Genomic DNA, 17,952 nt, shown 5'->3' with positions numbered 1-17,952 from the left:
TCAAGGCTGGAACTCACACACAACACCGGTGCCTCGTAAACCACAATACCCCTGAGGGTTGCGAGCCAAGTATTGCTGATGTTCATCCTCAGCATAATAAAACGCATCTAAGCCTTTGATTTCTGTAGTAATAGAACCAAAGCCCCGATCCTTAAGTGCAGCTTGATAAGCCTGCTTACTTTGCTCTGCGCTCACTCGCTGAGCCTCACTGCTGACATAGATTCCTGAGCGATACTGAGTACCTACATCATTACCCTGACGCATACCCTGTGTAGGGTCGTGAGCCTGCCAAAAGCTGCGTAACAAAGTCTCAAAACTGCACTCTTCTGGAGTATAGACAAGCAACACCGCCTCGGTATGACCCGTTTGTCCAGAACAGACTTGTTTATAACGCGGATGCTTGGTGAAACCCGCACAATACCCCACCGCCGTCACCCATACGCCAGGCAGCTGCCAAAACAAACGCTCAGCCCCCCAAAAGCAGCCCAAAGCAAACGCGGCAATCTCGGTGCCTTCTGGCCAAGGGCCTGTCATAGACCGATTTAACACCAAGTGATCAAAACTTGGCACAAGAGCATCGCCACCGGATGCTAGTGCCAAGGTTTTGTCGACAAGCTTTAAATCATGGGCTTGCTGAGAAAGATGCCAATTTAATTTCATAAGCTAAGTAGAACCCCACTTACATTCCAAGGATGATTTACATGCCAATCAAAATACTCGGCGCCTAACTTCTCACTTGCTTTGTCCGCCATCTCTCTAAAAGGCGAACGCCCCGGGTCTGCCAATAACACAGCTGTTGGGCCATTGCGCTGGCTGCGCTTTATTAAGTTATAGAGCAAGGCACTCATCTCATCCCAAAAACAGATGTCGGCACCAATAATCAAGTCAAAAGACTCAAAATCCGCTGCACGTACCGATTCATAGCGACCGTGATAAGTCGAGATATCAACGCCATTAAGCTCTGCATGTAATTCGGTATAAGGCAGTACCGACTGATCGGCATCAAGCGCCACAACATCGGCGCCAAATTGCTTCGCGCACATGATGCCAGCCAAGCCATAACCACAGCCAAGCTCAAGTACACGCATGCCTGGCTCGAGCGGAAACTCCTGCAAATAATCCATCAACAAAAAACTTGCCTTCCAGAGCTTGTTGCCATGAATTTCTGGGGCACCATGTTCTTTACGCAGGCGGCGAATATCTGGATGCGAGTTTTTACATATAGTCAGGTCAAACGCACTGTATTCGTGAACAGACAAAGGGGTCTCCTTGTATTAATAGGCTTTACACATGAAAACCTGTAAAAAAGAGCGGCTCAAAGGCATAATTCTCCTTGATTGCCTCTAATCAAAACAAGGGGCAAGTGCATTGAAGCACAAAAGAAAGCTCAAGCACGCTCCATCAAACATGCTAAGAACAAGGCAACACATGGCCTCCTCCCCGTATTTTGCGGCTATCGATTTAGGCTCCAATAGCTTTCATATGATTATCGCTCGATTGAGTAACAATCAAATTGAAATCATTGACCGCGAAAAAGACATGGTTCAGATCGCTCGTGGCCTTAGCAGCCAAGGCGAACTAGACCAAGAAGCCCAAGCGCGCGCGCTAACCTGCTTAAGCCATTTTGCCGAGCGTTTAAGAGATATTCCCAAGAGCAATATTCGCGCTGTAGGCACTAAAACCTTACGCGCAGCCAATAATAGCGACCTTTTCTTACAAAAAGCAGAAGCCAACTTAGGCCATAGCATCGAAATTATCAGTGGCTATGAGGAGGCGCGCTTAGTTTACCAAGGCTTGTCTCACTCTATTGTTGATACGAAACGACAACGACTTGTCATTGACATCGGTGGCGGCAGCACCGAATTTATTTTAGGGCAGTCCAACACAGCACATAAACTAGAAAGCTTAAGCATGGGCTGCGTGGCATACAGTAATCTCTTTTTTACCGAAGGCACTCACCCAAGCGAAGCGCTTAACAGGGCTTATATGTCTGCCTGCGCAGAGCTAGAGGCAATCCGCCGCCCTTACTTGAACAAAGGCTGGGAAATCGCTTTTGGCACCTCGGGTACTATGAAAGCTGTGGCAACATTACTTAAACATAGCGATGGCGCAGTGATCCGCTATGACGATTTATGCCTGTTGATGCAGCGTCTCATCGAGGGCGATGATCTTAACGATGAAAAGCTGCCAATCTTGCGCCGAGCCGTACTACCCGCAGGTATTGCCATCATCAAAGCTATTTGTGATCAGCTTAATATCGATCATATCCACGTATCCGATGCGAGCTTAAAAGACGGGCTAATTCACGACACGATCGGCCGCCTGCAACACGGCGATGTACGTGAACAAACAGTTAAACAACAAGTTACACGCTACGACATCGATACAGAGCAAGCTGAGCGAGTCAATAACAGTGCCATGCAACTGTGGCAGCAAGTTAAACAACAAGCAGAGCAGCTGCCTGCGGTATCACGCACTAAAGTGTTGCGTTGGGCGGCTATGCTGCATGAATGCGGCCTGAGTATAAGCCATAGTAATTACCACAAGCACGCTCACTACCTTATCAAGCACAGCGACTTAGCTGGCTTCGCACGCTTTGAGCAATTTTGCATTGCAAGCTTATTGCGTTTTCAACGCAAAAAAATACGCCCAGATGAATTCGCCAGTATTGATAGCAGTATTCAAGCCGCGTTTATCCCGCTACTTCTGTGCTTACGGCTCTCTTTGCGGCTTAACCGTCGCCGGGAAACGCTTAGCACAAAGTTAAAACTACGTATCGAGCAAGGTGTTTACATACTTAGTATTGATTCAGGCTGGCTGGCGCTAAACCCGCTCACTCGTTCAGGCCTCTTGCATGAAGTGACTCAGCTCGAAGCGATTGGCGTACATCTACTATTAGAAGAGGCTCTGTAAAGTAATGACTCGTCTTATTCCTATACTGATTATTCTATTTTTACTGTGGCTTTTTTACCGCAAGATCAAGGCCATGCCTGCAACCGAGCGACGCGCCAAGATCTTGCAATACTTAGTCTACGGCCTTCTTGGCATCGTCGTGCTCGCTGTCATCACTGGCCGCATCCACTGGCTTGGGGCAGTTGCCGCAGGCGCCTTAGCGTTTGCCAAGTTTGGGGCAAGTACATTTATGCGCTTACTCCCCTTCTTACAGATGGGACAACGCGCAGGCCTATTTAAAAACCCCATGTTTCGCACTGAACACATAGAGTTCACTCTGGATGTCAAATCAGGCGCTATTACCGGACAAGTACTTAGCGGTGAGCATGCAGGTAAAAACCTTAATGAACTGTCTTCACAGGAAATCGAAACGCTGCGTCAAAGCTTAGAGGCAAAAGACAAGCGCGCTTGGCATCTGCTGGGCATTTACCTGCAACGCAGGCAAGGTAAAAGCCATAACAACAAAGCTGACAATGCCAATCAATACAATAGCCAGGCGGTAGCTGCTCCAAGCGTCGAAGAGGCCATATTAATACTGGGCCTGCCCGAAGAGTTCGATAAAAAAGACCTTAATTATGCCTATAAGCGCCTGATGCAAAAACTGCATCCTGATCGTGGCGGCAATGAATACTTAGCCTCACGTGTTAACCTTGCACGCGATGTACTAACCAACCATTTGAACAACAAAAACACATAAGACTCATTTATGACGCAATGCCACCCTGCTTTCACCCTACTTCGTGAAAAAAACATTCCTTCACTTAACATTGTTGTTCAGGAATTCGAGCATAAAAACACAGGTGCTCAACACATACACTTAAAATCAGACTCAGAAGAAAATGTGTTTTTGGTTGCCTTACGTACCGTGCCTGAAGACTCAAGCGGCGTGGCTCACATCCTTGAGCACACCGCCCTTTGTGGCAGTGAAAAGTACCCTGTGCGCGATCCATTCTTTATGATGACGCGCCGCTCCTTAAACACCTTTATGAATGCCTTTACCAGCAGTGACTGGACCGCTTATCCCTTTGCCAGCCTGAATAAAAAAGACTTCAACAACTTACTTGATGTTTATCTTGATGCGGTATTTTTCTCTCGCCTAGATCCTCTTGACTTCGCTCAAGAAGGTCATCGCCTTGAATTTGCAGAAATGGAAAATAGCGACTCTGAGCTTGAATACAAAGGCGTGGTTTTCAATGAAATGAAAGGCGCCATGAGCTCAGTAAATAGCCAGCTATGGCAAACGCTCTGTAAATATCTATTCCCAAGCGCCACCTACCATTTTAACAGCGGTGGTGAGCCTAGCTGTATTCCTGACCTTAGTTATGAACAGCTACTGGCTTTCTATAAGACCCATTACCACCCAAGTAATGCCATCTTTATGACCTTTGGCGACATTAGCGCCGAAACTCATCAAGAAAAATTTGAAGCACAAGTGCTTGAACGTTTTGAGCGCCTCAACAAACACATTGAAGTCACCGACGAAAAGCCCTTTCACGCCACCGTTCGCGTGCAAGAAAGCTATGCCAATAACGAGAGTGATATCGATGACAAGCACCATGTCGTCATGGCTTGGCTGCTAGGGCAAAGCGCCAATTTAGATGACATGTTAAAAGCTCAACTATTATCGAGTGTCTTATTAGACAACAGTGCCAGCCCTCTTATGCTCGCACTTGAATCCAGCCCTCTAGGAGCTGCCCCGTCACCGCTATGCGGACTGGATGACAGCCAGAAACAAATGTCTTTTGTCTGCGGCCTTGCTGGCTGTGCCGATAAAAGCAGTGATAAGATCGAAGAGCTCATACACAACTGCTTAAGCGAAGTCGCCGAACAAGGCATTGCTCAAGAGGATATTGAAGCCGCTTTGCATCAGCTAGAGCTGCATCAACGTGAAATAGGTGGCGACTCCTATCCTTATGGCTTACAACTCATTTTAAAAGCGCTTAACAGCGCCAATCATCGCGGTGATGCAACTGCCCTGCTGGATCTAGAGCATGCCCTTGAGCGCCTGCGCGAGCAAATACAAAACCCCAAGTTCATCTCCGAGCTTATCCAAGATTTACTGCTTAACAACCATCATCGCGTACGCCTGACCTTGAGCCCCGATGCAGAATTAAGCCAGCGTGAACTGCTTGCAGAAAAGCAAAAACTAGCCAGTATCAAACAACAGCTAGATCAAGAAGACATCGCCGCCATCATCCAGCAAAGCAAAGCTCTAAAAGAGCGGCAGGACGCCCTCGACGACCCGGGCAGCCTACCTAAAGTTGGCCTGAGCGATGTGCCAGAAAAAGAGAGCCATGTAGAGGCAGAAAAATCAACTTCACCTAGTACTCTTAGCCACTACCACACCGGCACCAACGGCTTGGTTTACCAGCAAGCTATTTACAGCTTGCCAGAATTAAGTCCTTCGCAATGGCAATTACTCTCTCTTTACGGTCATTGTGTTGGTGAACTCGGTGCCGGCGATAAAGATTATCTAGCCATGCAAAAATGGCAAAGTGCCGTCAGTGGTGGCATCAGCGCCTTTAGCTCTTTGCGAGGTTCTGTAGACAGTGCCAACCATTTAAGTGGTTATTTTGTTTATTCAGGTAAGGCCTTAGAGCGCAATCACGACAAGCTCAATGAATTAATGCACAGCATCATCGGCAGCTCCCGCTTTGATGAAACCCAACGCATCAGTGAAATTATCGCTCAACTGCGCCTCGGCATGGAACAAAGTATCACCGGTAATGGCCACGCCTTAGCTATGAGTGCGGCTAGTGCAGGTTTAAGCAAGCCTGCACATATTAATCATCAGTATTCAGGTTTAGAAGCCATTCGCAGCTTTAAAGCCCTGCATAACAGCATAGAAAGCAGTGCCACTCTTGAAGGGCTATCTACAGAACTTGGAGCCCTACACCAACAGCTAACAGCTAGCGAAGCTCAGTTGTTAATGATTGGCAGCCCTGAGCTAAATACACCCAGCGAGCTGCTCACACCAGCCAGCACCACACACAGCCAAGCTCTGCAACAAGTCAACTTTAAACAGCAACATGTACAACAAGCTTGGCTCTGCAATACGCAGGTCAATTTTTGTGCTCGAGCTTACCCAACCGTCACGATGAGCCATCAAGATTCAGCAGCACTTGTTGTGCTTGGCAACTTTTTGCGCAACGGCTTTTTACACAAAGCTATTCGTGAGCAAGGTGGCGCCTATGGCGGCGGTGCATCACAAGATAGCAATGCGGCTTGTTTCCGCTTTTACTCTTATCGCGATCCTCGCTTAGCCGCAACTCTTGATGATTTTGATCAGAGCATAAACTGGCTCACAAGCACCAAGCACGACGCCACTAAGCTAGAAGAAGCTATTTTGGGCACCGTTTCATCACTTGATCGCTCAGAAAGCCCTGCAGGCCGTGCTAAACGCTGCTTTCACTCCGAACTACATGGGCGCAGCTTAGAGCTTCGCCAGCAATACAGAGAGCGCATTCTCTCTACCAATCTTGATGATTTGGTAAGGGTGGCGCAGCATTATTTAAGCCCCGAAAAAGCCAATACCGCCGTTGTTTGTGGTGAAGCTCAGAAGCAAGAAGCTCAAGATTTAAACTTGGAGATCGAAGAGCTCTAAGCGAAGAGCTGGGCCTAAAACCTGCACTAAAACCAATAAAGGCGCCCTTAAAGCGCCTTTATTGGTTCAACTCACTGCTTAAGCTAGCCCCGAGCAAGTTACAAGCACTGTGCCGCTAGCAACAGCGCTAATAAGCAGCGTTTCAAGGAAGGTAGATGGTTAGCTCACCACCGCCTAAGATCCCGTTGTTTTTGAGTTCAATTCGCCCCTGACGCTCCCCCTGCTTGTGCAAGCTTGCAATCTGCTCCGCAAAAAACAAACCTAAGTGAGTCTGCCCTGCACTGAGCTGAGCCTCGGATGCCATAAGATCAGGCTGCTCTAACATCTTCTCAGGATAACCATTGCCATCATCCGCGATGCTTATCGCCAAATAACCATCAAGTTCTTTGGCACTGATCCTAACCTTGGATTTAGTATAACGAATACAATTTAAGAGGATGTTATGCACAACACCGGCCAGCAAATCGACATCAAAATACCAAGCAAAACCGGTATCTAAATCCAGTTCTAATGTTACATCACTGGTATCCAATAAAAGCTGGTTTCGCGCTATCTGCTCTTCAAGCATATCGACCAAGTAATATTCATCGACTTGCACAGGTAATAAGTGCTCGTCCATGCGATATAAGGTCAACAGCTGAATCAACTCACCATTAATACGTGAGGCCTCATAATGCAGGCTTTTAAAGTGCTGACTCTCTTCTTTACCCTTGGGTTGGTACTTATCCAAAATGCCTTCGACATTGACTAGCAGCATAGCTACCGAGTTCTTCATGTCGTGCACACTTGATGCAAGCACCGTTGAGAAATCTATACCCTGCTTATCTGACATGCTAACTCCTAGTCGGCTAGACTCGTTGCCATGTTTTTTAGTTGTACAAAACGCTTGTACTGTGGGTGATCATCTTCTATCTGAGTGGCTATGCCCCCCAAAGCATCACGGCACTTACCTCTGCTTTCATCGTCATCGGTAACGGCCCTAAGTTTTGCAATCAATGCCTGCACCACATTCAGCTGTAAACCCACATGCTTGGGAAATAACTGCAAAGCCTTGTCAAAACACGCTAAGGCCTGATCAAGCTCGCCGGCATTGTAGAGCTCAATCCCCTCTCGGTTGACTTCAGCCACCATGGCTTTACTGGCTTCACTTGCAGGCTCGGAAAGGAATTCATCGAGTTGTTGCAGAGCGATTTCATCATCTGCGTACAGTTCTTGGAGCCGATGCAATAAGAGCTCTGCTTTTTGTTCGTAATCCAAACTCAAAAGCGCACGCACATGGTCTACTTCAATATCAATCGTTGAGTCTTCAACAGTAAGCTTAGTTTCCGCCTCAACCACCATCTCTTTGGCATCGTCCACATCGCCTTTAACTGCCGCTAAACGCGCACTGAGGTAGAGAAGTTGAGCTGCCTCTAAGTGATCGCCATCATCACTGGCCTCAAGTAATAGCTCTGTTGCCTCTTTAATAACAGATGCACTGACTTTGATGTCGCTGGCCATTGCCTCCGATACGCAACGAGCTAACTGCAGTTTATGCTGCTTAGAACCATGACAGCTCAGCTTGCCTAAGCGTACAACACGCTGCATGGCCCCTACTTCAACTTCTCGATCACGATTTTTATTAGCCAAATCCGCTAGGTTCACCTGCCTCAATATAGACATAGGGCTAACATCAACACTCTGTTTGACCACTTCTTGAGCTTTTTCAACATCCCCCTTAGCTAAGTAGGTATCGCTAAGCACATCATAGGCCGGAAGAAAGAGATAATTCTCTTCAATAATTTGCTCTAACCATTGGCCCGCCTGATCCGAATCACCAGAAAGGTGCTTAGCCTTAGCCAAACCCAAGCGCGCCCAATCGAGCTCGCGACTTTCTAATACTCGCTGATACAGTTTTTCAGCCTTGCGATACTCTCCCTGCTCTAAAAATAGCCCTCCTAGCAACTTTTGCGCAGTCACAACATGGCGCCCCTCATCCAAGCTCATCTCCATCAATAGCTCGGATGCTTCTTCCTTATTACCAGACTCAAGGGCCCTATTAACATTTAGAAACGCTTGCCGCATTTCAAGCTGACGCCGTAAACGCCCTTGCAACATGCTGGTCGTAATCGGCTTCATCAAATAATCATCGGGGGTGCAGTCGTAGGCCGACATAACGATATTACGGCCAGCTTCAGCCGAGACCAAGATGAACACGCTGTGCAAAGTAATAAGATGACGGTGGCGCAACTCCTCTAAAACATGCTGGCCATTACGACCGGAACCCAAGTTGTAATCGCACAAAATAACGTCGTATTGCTTGCGCTCACATTGTTCTATGGCAGCTTCTGCACTACTTGCCATTTCGACATCGTCCACACCCAGTTCGCTCAACATGAGTTTTACTGTATTTCGAAAGCTGCTGAAGTCATCTGCGATTAGAACTTTCAACTTATGATAAGCAATGCCAGCCACACTACGCCTTATAGATTAATTCCCTAAGTCTGAGTGTAGTTGATTGTCCGCTCTTAACGAGGCGGCTATGATGACGACCTTCACGGCCCATAAAGACAAAGCATGCCTAAAGACACAATTTACGCCAATACGCTTAATGATGTTCCCAACTTTCGCTTCGACCAACAAGTCGTTGACGTGTTTCCGGACATGATCAAACGCTCTGTACCCGGTTACAGTACGATCTTAGCCGGCATAGCCCAGATCGTTGAGCGTTACGCCCAAAACGGCAGCCACTGTTATGACTTAGGATGCTCTCTAGGCGCAGCTCTACTCGCTATGCGTCATCGAGTGCGTGCAGACGGTGTGCGCATTGTCGGCATAGATAACAGCGCTGCCATGATAGAGCGCTGTGAACAAGTAATCGGTGCCGATGCCAGCGAATGTCCTGTTGACCTGATTCATGACGACATCCTCACTCACGACTTTAAACCGATGTCGGTTTGCGTATTGAATTTTACCTTACAGTTTGTTGAGCACGCTGAACGCTGCGCACTGTTAAACAAAATCAGCCGAGCCATGCTACCTGGTGGTGTCTTGATACTTTCAGAAAAATTACAGTTTAACGATGCCGAGCACAATGAACTGATGATTGAGCTTCACCATAACTTTAAGCGCAGTAACGGTTACAGTGAGCTTGAAATCGCTCAAAAGCGCGAAGCTATTGAACAAGTACTGCTTCCAGAAAGCTTTGAGCAACACCAAAGCCGCTTGCTTGACGCCGGGTTTCGCAGCGCAGACCTTTGGTTTCAATGCTTTAACTTCTCTTCCATTATCGCCTTTAAATAAGCCTGACCGACCACCTGACAGACTATAAGTAGCACAACCTCATGATTGACTTTTCTAGCTTTTTCTCTCGCTTAAACACACACAAGCTAGCGCGTTTTCAAGCGCATTTTGAGCGCGAGATACCTGTGCACTTTGATGAAAAACGCTTTTCTGAATTAGCTACTTGGCTCGACGCCCACGCAAACCTACCCAAACTAGAAGCAGAGTTAGATTGCTCAAGTTCAGTTAGCGTCAATTTCAAACAAACACCAACAGACGAGCAAAAAACGATGTTGGATCAGGCCTTCCGCAGCCTAATTCCTTGGCGTAAGGGTCCCTTCCAAATCGGTGACTTATATATTGATACCGAATGGCGCTCAGACTGGAAATGGCAACGAGTACTGCCCCACTTAAGCCCACTTAAAGGCCGCAAGATACTCGATGTTGGCTGCGGAAGTGGTTACCACGTATGGAGAATGCTTGGGGAAGGTGCAAACTGGGTACTAGGCATAGACCCAACCCCACGCTTTGTTGTGCAATTTGAACTCCTTAAACATTTTGCACCAGACAGCAAAGCCGATGTCATCCCTCTGACCTTAGAACAAATGCCAAGGCCAATGGACTTTTTTGATACTGTCTTTTCAATGGGGGTTCTCTATCACCGCAGCAGCCCTATCGACCACCTTAAAGAGCTCCGAGCGTGCTTGCGCCCAGGCGGTGAACTGGTACTTGAAACACTGGTAGTAGATGGGCCAGAAGGCTACTCACTGATGCCACAAGAGCGCTATGCACAAATGCGCAATGTATGGTTTTTACCCAGCGTTGCGACTTTAGAACAGTGGTTAAAACGCTGTGGTTTTGACGACATTCGCTGTGTAGACCTAAACCAAACCAGCCTTGAAGAACAACGCACAACCGAATGGATGCCATCGCATTCACTAAAAGAATTTTTAGATGCCAACAATACAGATCTAACGGTGGAAGGCTTGCCGGCCCCCAAACGAGCGGTTATCACTGCCAAACGACGCGCAGCAAAAGGATCTTAAGCATGACAATAGAGATCAAAGAAGTTGACATCCATAACGATGAGCACGGCCGAGCCTTATTATCCTTACTTTGCGCTTACGCTTTAGACCCAATGGGTGGGGGAAAACCGCTTTCAGATTATGTCCAAAAGCAGCTCATAAAAGAACTGCAAAAGCGCCGCGATTTTATTTCCTTGATAGCTTGGCAAGATGGAGAAGCACTAGCCCTTCTCAATGCCTTTGAAGGTTTCTCGAGCTTTGCCGCACGACCACTTATCAACGTTCACGACCTATATATAGCCCCAGAGCATCGAGGCACAGGTTTACTTGAAGCCTTATTTGAACAACTTGAGACCATTGCCAAACAGCGCCAATGCTGCAAACTAACCCTTGAGGTACTTAGCAATAATGAACGCGCTAAAACAGCCTACAACAAAGTAGGCTTTAACGCTTATGAACTAGCTGACGGAGCAGGCCAAGCCGTCTTTTGGCAAAAGAATCTTTAAAGCAAGCTCGCAACAAAGCTGCTGCCCTGCTTAGTCAAAGCGCCAATTTAAAATATCTTTGAAATCATCAACAAACAAATCAGGCTCAAAGACCTTTAGGCGCTCAGGGCTATGGGCGCCATAGGTAACCGCGATTTTCTTCATGCCACAGTTATCGGCCATCACCATATCCCACTCCGTATCTCCGATCATGACAGCCTGCCCCAAAGAAACCTCGGCCTCAGCTAGCAGCTCATGCAACATTAGCGGATGAGGTTTTGAAGCAGTTTCATCTGCGCAACGACTAAAATGGAAAAAATCACTTAAACCCAAGCTAGCCAACACTCTATCTAAACCACGTCGACTTTTACCCGTCGCAACAGCTAATTTGTAATTTTGCTCAGCTAAGATATTTAGAGTATGCATAACATCAGGGAAAAACGGCGAAGGGACCTGATCCGCCTCTTTAAAATGCTTGGCGTAGGCTTCTCGCATCTGCTCAAGCTGTAAGTTTGTAATATTTGGATAAAGAGAGCGCAAAGCCTCGGGCAAGCCCAAACCAATAATATTCTGAATGGTCCCTCGCTCAAGACACTCCAAGCCCACATCTTGTGACGCTGCTTGCATGCAACGGCAGATTTTTGTGGTGGAATCACTAATCGTTCCATCCCAATCAAAGATAAAAAACATTAAAGCCCTCTTAATCCAGCCATAAAAAGTAAAGCAAATAGACCTACCTCTTAGTCTTGTTCTAACAATAAAGCTTAAGCAAGACGCTTAAGCGCCAAACTAAGTTCATCCGGCAAAGGTGCCTCGACCTCAAGTACGGAACCATCGGCCATAGGTACTTTTAAACTTTTAGCGTGCAAAAACAGCCGCTTAAAACCTTGATGGCGCATTTGCTTGTTAAAGCTCTCAGTACCATATTTATCATCCCCAACTAAAGGATGGCCTGCGTGTTTGGCGTGAACACGGATCTGATGCGTACGTCCAGTTAAGGGCATCGCTTCGATAAGACTGCACTGCCGGTAGCTTTCCAATAACTTAAACCGTGTTTTTGAGGGTTTGCCTTCACGCCCATTCACCTCAACAAAACGCTCGCCATTACGAGGCTCACGCTTTAACAGTGCTGCATCAACCAAAGTCTGGCGCTTAGACCACTGCCCCTCGACCAAAGCCCAATAGGTTTTTTTAACAGAACCGGCACTGCGAAGTAGATCTTGCAAGTATTTGAGCATACGACGCTTCTTAGCAACCATGACACATCCCGATGTATCACGATCTAGCCTATGCACCAGCTCCAAATAAGCGTGCTCTTTTGCATTAGCACGCAAAGCTTCAATTAAGCCAAGATTAACCCCACTGCCACCATGTACAGCCAAGCCCGATGGTTTGTTAACAATAAGCAACTCATCACTTTCGTAAATAACACTGTGCTTTAATAACTGAGATAAACCAGCACCAGGTTTGTGCTCCTGCTCGGCCTTAGCATCTATCTTCACTGGTGGCACCCTGACCGTATCACCTATATATATGCGTGTATCGGGCTTAGCGCGACCTTTATTTACGCGCACCTCACCTTTACGAATAATGCGATAAACCAGAGATTTTGGCGCACCTTTGAGGGTTTTCATTAGAAAATTATCTAGGCGCTGACCATCACTGCTTTCGCTGATTTCTATAAAGCGCACGCTGTTTGACATGGGCAACCTGTGAAATAAGTTAAAACACGGCCCTTATACGCATAGTCGCCAAGCTTGGCAACCGCAGCGGTAGACAGACCCTAAGATCCTTGAGCTAAGTTTATGATTTGCTTACAAAAGGAGTCACTGCTATAGTCTGCGAGCGTCCACGACTGGTCCCGGCCTGATTTTAAGGTGATTTTGACCTCGGGCGCATGCTTAAGCTTGCCCAAGCAAGCAGGCAAAACGGTTCCAGTGTAAACCTGCCAGACTGACATGCAGAATTTTGCACCGGATACATAAATTGAGTTTACGAAAAGCAAAGGCTTGATGTCGCCCTGACAACCGGAAGAGAACGGCTCAGGGAATAGTGAGGCAGGACCTCGAATAAGAAAGGCTCAACAGGCAGGCAAATAGCCGCCAATTGAATCGAAGAAAACCAGCGTGTAGAAACGATAACTACCGTGGTTGTTGAGCACCCAAAGACATCGCCATAAGGACAAGAACTGGTTTTGATGATACCAGCAGAATTTGATAGTTATAGCCCACTCGCATCCAGCGAGTGTCGACTCACGTCTGCTAGACCTGTGTTTACGGCTAATTTCACATTATTTTCGGCCCCCGTTCATTAATACTTCGGCGCCTCAGGCCCCGAGCTTTGCCCTGCCCTTTCGTTAAACTCTCATACTGAGAGAAACGCTTTACATGAAACGCATGTTAATCAACGCGACCCAACCTGAAGAAATTCGGGTCGCCCTTGTCGACGGCCAATGGCTATACGACCTAGATATAGAAAACCGCCTGCGCGAGCAGAAAAAAGCCAATATTTATAAAGGCAAAATCACCCGCATCGAGCCCAGCCTTGAAGCCGCTTTTGTTGACTACGGCTCTGAGCGACACGGATTCCTACCTCTAAAAGAAATTTCACGCGAGTACTTCCAAAAATCCCCCAAAGACATTGACGGCCGCATCCGTATCAAAGATGTGCTTAAAGAAGGCCAAGAAGTCATTGTTCAGGTGGACAAAGAAGAGCGCGGCAATAAAGGTGCAGCGCTAACTACCTTTATTAGCCTTGCCGGCCGCTACCTTGTGTTAATGCCTAACAACCCTCGTGCAGGAGGCATCAGTCGCCGTATCGATGGTAACGACCGAGCCGAGCTTAAAGACGCACTAAGCGGCATTGACGTCCCCAAAGGCATGGGCGTCATTGTTCGTACCGCAGGCGTGGGACGCTCCTCAGAGGAGCTTCAAGCCGACCTTACTTATCTTGAGCAGCTTTGGACAGCTATTACCGAAGAAGCGCAAGACTCCCCTGCCCCACATTTCTTATTTAAAGAAAGCAACGTTATCATTCGCGCCATCCGCGACTACCTACGCCCAGATATCGGCGAAGTCATCGTCGATAACAGAGAAGCATTTGATTTAGCCTCTGCCTTTATTCAGCAGGTTATGCCGTCTTACCACAGCAAGGTTAAGTACTACGAAGAGAGCACCCCTCTGTTCAACCGCTTCCAAATCGAAGGCCAAATTGAGACGGCCTTTGAGCGCGAGGTAAAACTTCCATCTGGCGGCGCCATTGTTATTGATGTTACTGAAGCGTTAATCAGTATCGATATTAACTCTTCACGCGCAACCAAAGGTGGCGACATTGAAGAAACCGCCTTGCAGACCAACCTAGAAGCCGCCGACGAAATTGCCCGTCAATTACGTTTACGCGATATGGGTGGCCTAGTTGTTATCGACTTTATCGATATGCAAGGTAGCAAGAACCAGCGTGAAGTTGAAAACCGCATGAAAGATGCGCTCGGCATGGATCGCGCCCGCGTACAAATAGGCCGAATCTCTCGTTTTGGTTTACTTGAGATGTCGCGCCAGCGTTTGCGCCCATCTCTTGAGGAAATGACCAGTAAGGTTTGCCCTCGCTGTTCAGGTCAAGGCATTATCCGCGGCACCAAAAACATCGCTCTATCTATTCTTCGCCTTGTTGAAGAAGAAGCCCTTAAAGATAGAAGCGCCGAAATACGAGCCATCGTACCTGTACCTGTTGCCACCTTCTTGCTAAATGAAAAGCGTGACGCCCTTTCCGGTATTGAGAAACGCAACAACATTCGTGTTGTGGTGCTGCCTGATCACGACATGGTGACACCTCACTTCGAAGTTCGCCGCCTGCGTGATGATGACATTGAAGCCGTAGAGATCAGCTATCAAATCGAAGTACCTAAAGAAGACGCTGAACTTGTCACTGTAGATGATGATAAAGCGGCCGTCTTACCCAAAGCTGCAGTACAGCAAGTTCCAACTCGTGCGCCAGCACCAACTCCTGCTTCAGCAGAGGAGAAACCTGCCGCCACTGAAACCAAGAAAGCAGCCGATAGCCCAGCTAAGCCTTTCTTTTTACTGACTATGATCAGTAATTTCTTAGGTCTATTCAAAGCTAAACCTAAGCAAACGCAAAGCAAGAACAGCCGTAACCGTAACCAACGCGGACGCAACAACAATCGCAACCGTAATCGCAACCGCAATCGCAATAACCGCAATCGCAATAGCGATCGACGCCGTGAAGACGAAGTCAGCGACAACCTAAACCATGGTCGTAAAAGCGATAATCGCAAAGACAATCGCCGTGACCAGCGCGATGCAAAAGATGGCAACGAGCAAAACCGTCGCCAGCGTCAACGCCAGCGCCCAAATACCGAAGTAGAAGCCAAAGAGGAAGATGCAAATCGCCCTCAGCGCAGACCTCGCGGTAGACAAGAGCGCAAACAAAAACGTCAACGTGGACCTCGCCCTGAAATCGCAGAACAAAATCAAGATCAGAGCCTAGATCAACAAGAGCAGCAAAAACAGGAACAGCAGCAAGAGTTAAACCTGCAAGTTACTGATGCGATTGATACCGCCAATAACATGCGCCAAGAAGCTAGCGTAGACAAAAAAGTCGAGCCGGAAACAAAACCTGTGCCAAAGGCTAAAAAGTCACGCAAACCTTCTGACAAAGCAAAAGCGGTAAAGAACAAAACAGAAACTAAAACAGAGGCCCGCTCAGACAAGAGCCCCACTGAAAAAACCGAGCAAGCTCAGACTAAAGTAAGCAATAAAACTGAAACTGAGCAAAAGCCTAAAACTGAAGCAGTACAAGCTGAATTAAATGGTCTAGAAGCTAGCCCTATTGATAAAAGCCCTGCCGAAGAAAGCAGCACCCAGGCAGATAACAGCTCTTCAGCAGCAAACTCAAGCAACGAGCCAGAAGCTGAAAAAAGCAATGAGCCTGCTGCCGAGGTCGAAACAGCAAAAGAAGAAACAGAAGCAAGCCCTGTAGAAGAAGTGAAAGCAGAAGCTACTAAGATTGCCGACGAAACCACTTCAGTTGCTACTACTGAAAACACTGAAACCACAAAAGCGGCTTCGGCCCCTACTGCAAACTACAGTCGTGCTAGTAATGACCCTCGAGTTAATCCTAAGGCTGTTCAAACAAGTATTAACAACCTTGAAGTGAGCACTGCACTTTGCCCTGCACTGGATACAAAACAAGCAGCGCAAATTGAGCACAGCGCTCGTCAATTACCTCGCGCAAGCAATGATCCGCGTAATTCAAGAGGCTAAATTGATCAAGCTGTAACCGGTGTGAAATATATCTATAAAAGTGCTTGATTGAAGTCTTTGAGTAGGTATAATTCACGCCTCTTCCGGTGGGGTGGCTGAGTGGTCGAAAGCGGCGGTCTTGAAAACCGTTGAGTGTAATAGCTCCCAGGGTTCGAATCCCTGCCCCACCGCCATATTAAATAGCTCGCATTGCGGGCTATTTTTTTATCTGCGATTTATGCAGCTTTTCCAGTAAGTAGGCTGCGCATGCTCTATGTGCACTTTAAATACAGCAGCCAAATACTCCCCCAACCTTAGATAATAAAAATATGCACAACATCAATAATGCGCTTAAACAATAGCCAAAACTTCACCCAGCTAGGCAACAAAACAAATTAAAAAAATACGGTGCACAAAAAAAGCCGAACTCTTTCAAGCCCGGCTTTTAACTATTAATACTTACTATAAGAGCTATACAGACTCTATTGCAGCCTCTTGCAAGCGTATTACATTCTTTTTCAATAAAGTGCCCACCGCTTTTTTAAAAGCGCCCTTACTAATCCCTAAGCGCTTTTTAATCTCTTCGGGCTGTGATTTATCATGCAGATCTAAACGCCCTCCGTGCTCACGTAAAGCGGCAAGAATTAATTCACAGCTTTTATCATGGCCGGCCTTACCAGGGTTTAAGGTTAAATCAATCTTGCCGTCATTCCTAACCCGCTGAACCCAAGCCTTGCGAGACTGCCCGAAACTCAATTCTTCAAATAGTTCATTTTTATATAAAAGACCCCACCAGCGATTATTTACAATCGCCTTACGACCTAGATCAGTTTCACTCTCAATAATAATATCGACCTCTTCTCGAGGCTTTAAGCGATGATGATTTTCGCCATCAATAAACTTATTGTATTTTGAGGAGGCAACTAAACGATGGTCGTAAGGATTCTGACGAACATATACTAAGTACTTTTTACCAGGCTGCATTTTTACATGCTGCTCTGCAAATGGAGCCAGCAAGTGCTTATCCAAACCCCAGTCTAAAAAAGCGCCAATTTTGTTTACTTCAACAACTTTTAAAAACGCAAACTCGCCAGACTGAACCAAGGGTGTTTGCATGGTTGCCACAGGTCTATCTTCAGAATCTAAATATAAAAAGACTTCAACTTCGTCACCTATTTCTGGCGCATCGCCGATAATCGCCCTGTTAGGCAAAAGCACATCATCTAAATCCAAGCCGTCCAAATAGAAACCAAAATCTACTTGGCGAACAACCTCTAAAACAACCTTGCGGCCAAGACGAACGATTTTTGTTAAAGCCATATTTTTCCACTACCTAAAAACGGTGTTCAGTGATCATCACCAAA

General features: G+C 46.9%; 14 protein-coding genes and 1 tRNA gene. 8 read left to right on the top strand and 7 right to left on the bottom strand.

The features are described from left to right. The gene (gene msrA, locus AB1S55_RS12670; RefSeq protein WP_370978545.1) at positions 1–660 is read right to left on the bottom strand and encodes a peptide-methionine (S)-S-oxide reductase MsrA; all 660 of its coding nucleotides are present in this window, start codon (positions 658–660) and stop codon (positions 1–3) included. Further along, the gene (locus tag AB1S55_RS12665) at positions 657–1,259 is read right to left on the bottom strand and encodes a methyltransferase (protein WP_370978544.1); all 603 of its coding nucleotides are present in this window, start codon (positions 1,257–1,259) and stop codon (positions 657–659) included. The genes msrA and AB1S55_RS12665 overlap by 4 nt, the downstream gene beginning before the upstream one ends. A gap of 169 nt (positions 1,260–1,428) precedes the next feature. On the opposite strand from AB1S55_RS12665, the gene AB1S55_RS12660 reads away from it, so the two are divergent. From AB1S55_RS12660 to AB1S55_RS12650, 3 genes are read left to right on the top strand one after another with little or no spacing between them, the layout of a single operon-like run. Next, the gene (locus AB1S55_RS12660; protein ID WP_370978543.1) at positions 1,429–2,913 is read left to right on the top strand and encodes a Ppx/GppA family phosphatase; all 1,485 of its coding nucleotides are present in this window, start codon (positions 1,429–1,431) and stop codon (positions 2,911–2,913) included. A gap of 4 nt (positions 2,914–2,917) precedes the next feature. After that, positions 2,918–3,649 carry a molecular chaperone DnaJ gene (locus tag AB1S55_RS12655; protein ID WP_370978542.1) on the top strand — a complete coding sequence of 244 codons (732 nt, stop codon included), beginning with the start codon at positions 2,918–2,920 and terminating at the stop codon, positions 3,647–3,649. Between the two features lie 9 nt (positions 3,650–3,658). Next, positions 3,659–6,556: an insulinase family protein gene (locus AB1S55_RS12650; protein ID WP_370978541.1), complete on the top strand. Its 2,898-nt coding sequence runs from the start codon at positions 3,659–3,661 to the stop codon at positions 6,554–6,556. A gap of 142 nt (positions 6,557–6,698) precedes the next feature. Here AB1S55_RS12650 and AB1S55_RS12645 read toward each other — a convergent pair whose 3' ends face one another. Continuing rightward, positions 6,699–7,388: a sensor histidine kinase gene (locus AB1S55_RS12645; RefSeq protein ID WP_370978540.1), complete on the bottom strand. Its 690-nt coding sequence runs from the start codon at positions 7,386–7,388 to the stop codon at positions 6,699–6,701. An 8-nt stretch (positions 7,389–7,396) separates the two neighbouring features. After that, complete coding sequence (locus AB1S55_RS12640; RefSeq protein ID WP_370978539.1) at positions 7,397–9,010, bottom strand: response regulator; 1,614 nt, start codon at positions 9,008–9,010, stop codon at positions 7,397–7,399. 102 nt (positions 9,011–9,112) lie between these two features. On the opposite strand from AB1S55_RS12640, the gene cmoA reads away from it, so the two are divergent. Genes cmoA through AB1S55_RS12625 form a run of 3 tightly spaced genes read left to right on the top strand, consistent with a single transcriptional unit; the run spans position 9,113 to position 11,348 of the window. Then, positions 9,113–9,838 carry a carboxy-S-adenosyl-L-methionine synthase CmoA gene (gene cmoA / locus AB1S55_RS12635; protein ID WP_370978538.1) on the top strand — a complete coding sequence of 242 codons (726 nt, stop codon included), beginning with the start codon at positions 9,113–9,115 and terminating at the stop codon, positions 9,836–9,838. A gap of 41 nt (positions 9,839–9,879) precedes the next feature. Further along, complete coding sequence (gene cmoB, locus AB1S55_RS12630) at positions 9,880–10,863, top strand: tRNA 5-methoxyuridine(34)/uridine 5-oxyacetic acid(34) synthase CmoB (RefSeq protein WP_370978537.1); 984 nt, start codon at positions 9,880–9,882, stop codon at positions 10,861–10,863. Between the two features lie 2 nt (positions 10,864–10,865). Beyond that, positions 10,866–11,348 (top strand): GNAT family N-acetyltransferase, encoded by a 483-nt coding sequence (locus tag AB1S55_RS12625; protein ID WP_370978536.1) that lies wholly within the window; start codon positions 10,866–10,868, stop codon positions 11,346–11,348. A gap of 30 nt (positions 11,349–11,378) precedes the next feature. Here AB1S55_RS12625 and AB1S55_RS12620 read toward each other — a convergent pair whose 3' ends face one another. Both AB1S55_RS12620 and AB1S55_RS12615 read right to left on the bottom strand, forming a co-directional pair. Then, positions 11,379–12,017: an HAD-IA family hydrolase gene (locus AB1S55_RS12620; RefSeq protein ID WP_370978535.1), complete on the bottom strand. Its 639-nt coding sequence runs from the start codon at positions 12,015–12,017 to the stop codon at positions 11,379–11,381. A gap of 74 nt (positions 12,018–12,091) precedes the next feature. Continuing rightward, on the bottom strand, positions 12,092–13,030 hold the full coding sequence (locus tag AB1S55_RS12615) for an RluA family pseudouridine synthase (RefSeq protein ID WP_370978534.1): 939 nt from the start codon (positions 13,028–13,030) through the stop codon (positions 12,092–12,094). 684 nt (positions 13,031–13,714) lie between these two features. On the opposite strand from AB1S55_RS12615, the gene rne reads away from it, so the two are divergent. Next, positions 13,715–16,609, top strand: a complete 2,895-nt coding sequence (gene rne, locus AB1S55_RS12610) for a ribonuclease E (RefSeq protein ID WP_370978533.1) — start codon at positions 13,715–13,717, stop codon at positions 16,607–16,609. 85 nt (positions 16,610–16,694) lie between these two features. Then, positions 16,695–16,782 (top strand) — tRNA-Ser (locus tag AB1S55_RS12605). Positions 16,783–17,059: 277 nt separating this feature from the next. On the opposite strand, the gene AB1S55_RS12600 is transcribed toward AB1S55_RS12605, so the two are convergent. Then, positions 17,060–17,908 (bottom strand): S1 RNA-binding domain-containing protein, encoded by an 849-nt coding sequence (locus AB1S55_RS12600; RefSeq protein ID WP_370978532.1) that lies wholly within the window; start codon positions 17,906–17,908, stop codon positions 17,060–17,062. Between the last annotated feature and the right edge of the window lie 44 nt (positions 17,909–17,952).

This window comes from Agaribacterium sp. ZY112, assembly GCF_041346925.1.
GTDB lineage: Bacteria > Pseudomonadota > Gammaproteobacteria > Pseudomonadales > Cellvibrionaceae > Agaribacterium.
The sequence above is the reverse complement of the archived record's forward strand: the minus strand, read 5'-3'. Positions and strand labels throughout refer to the sequence as shown.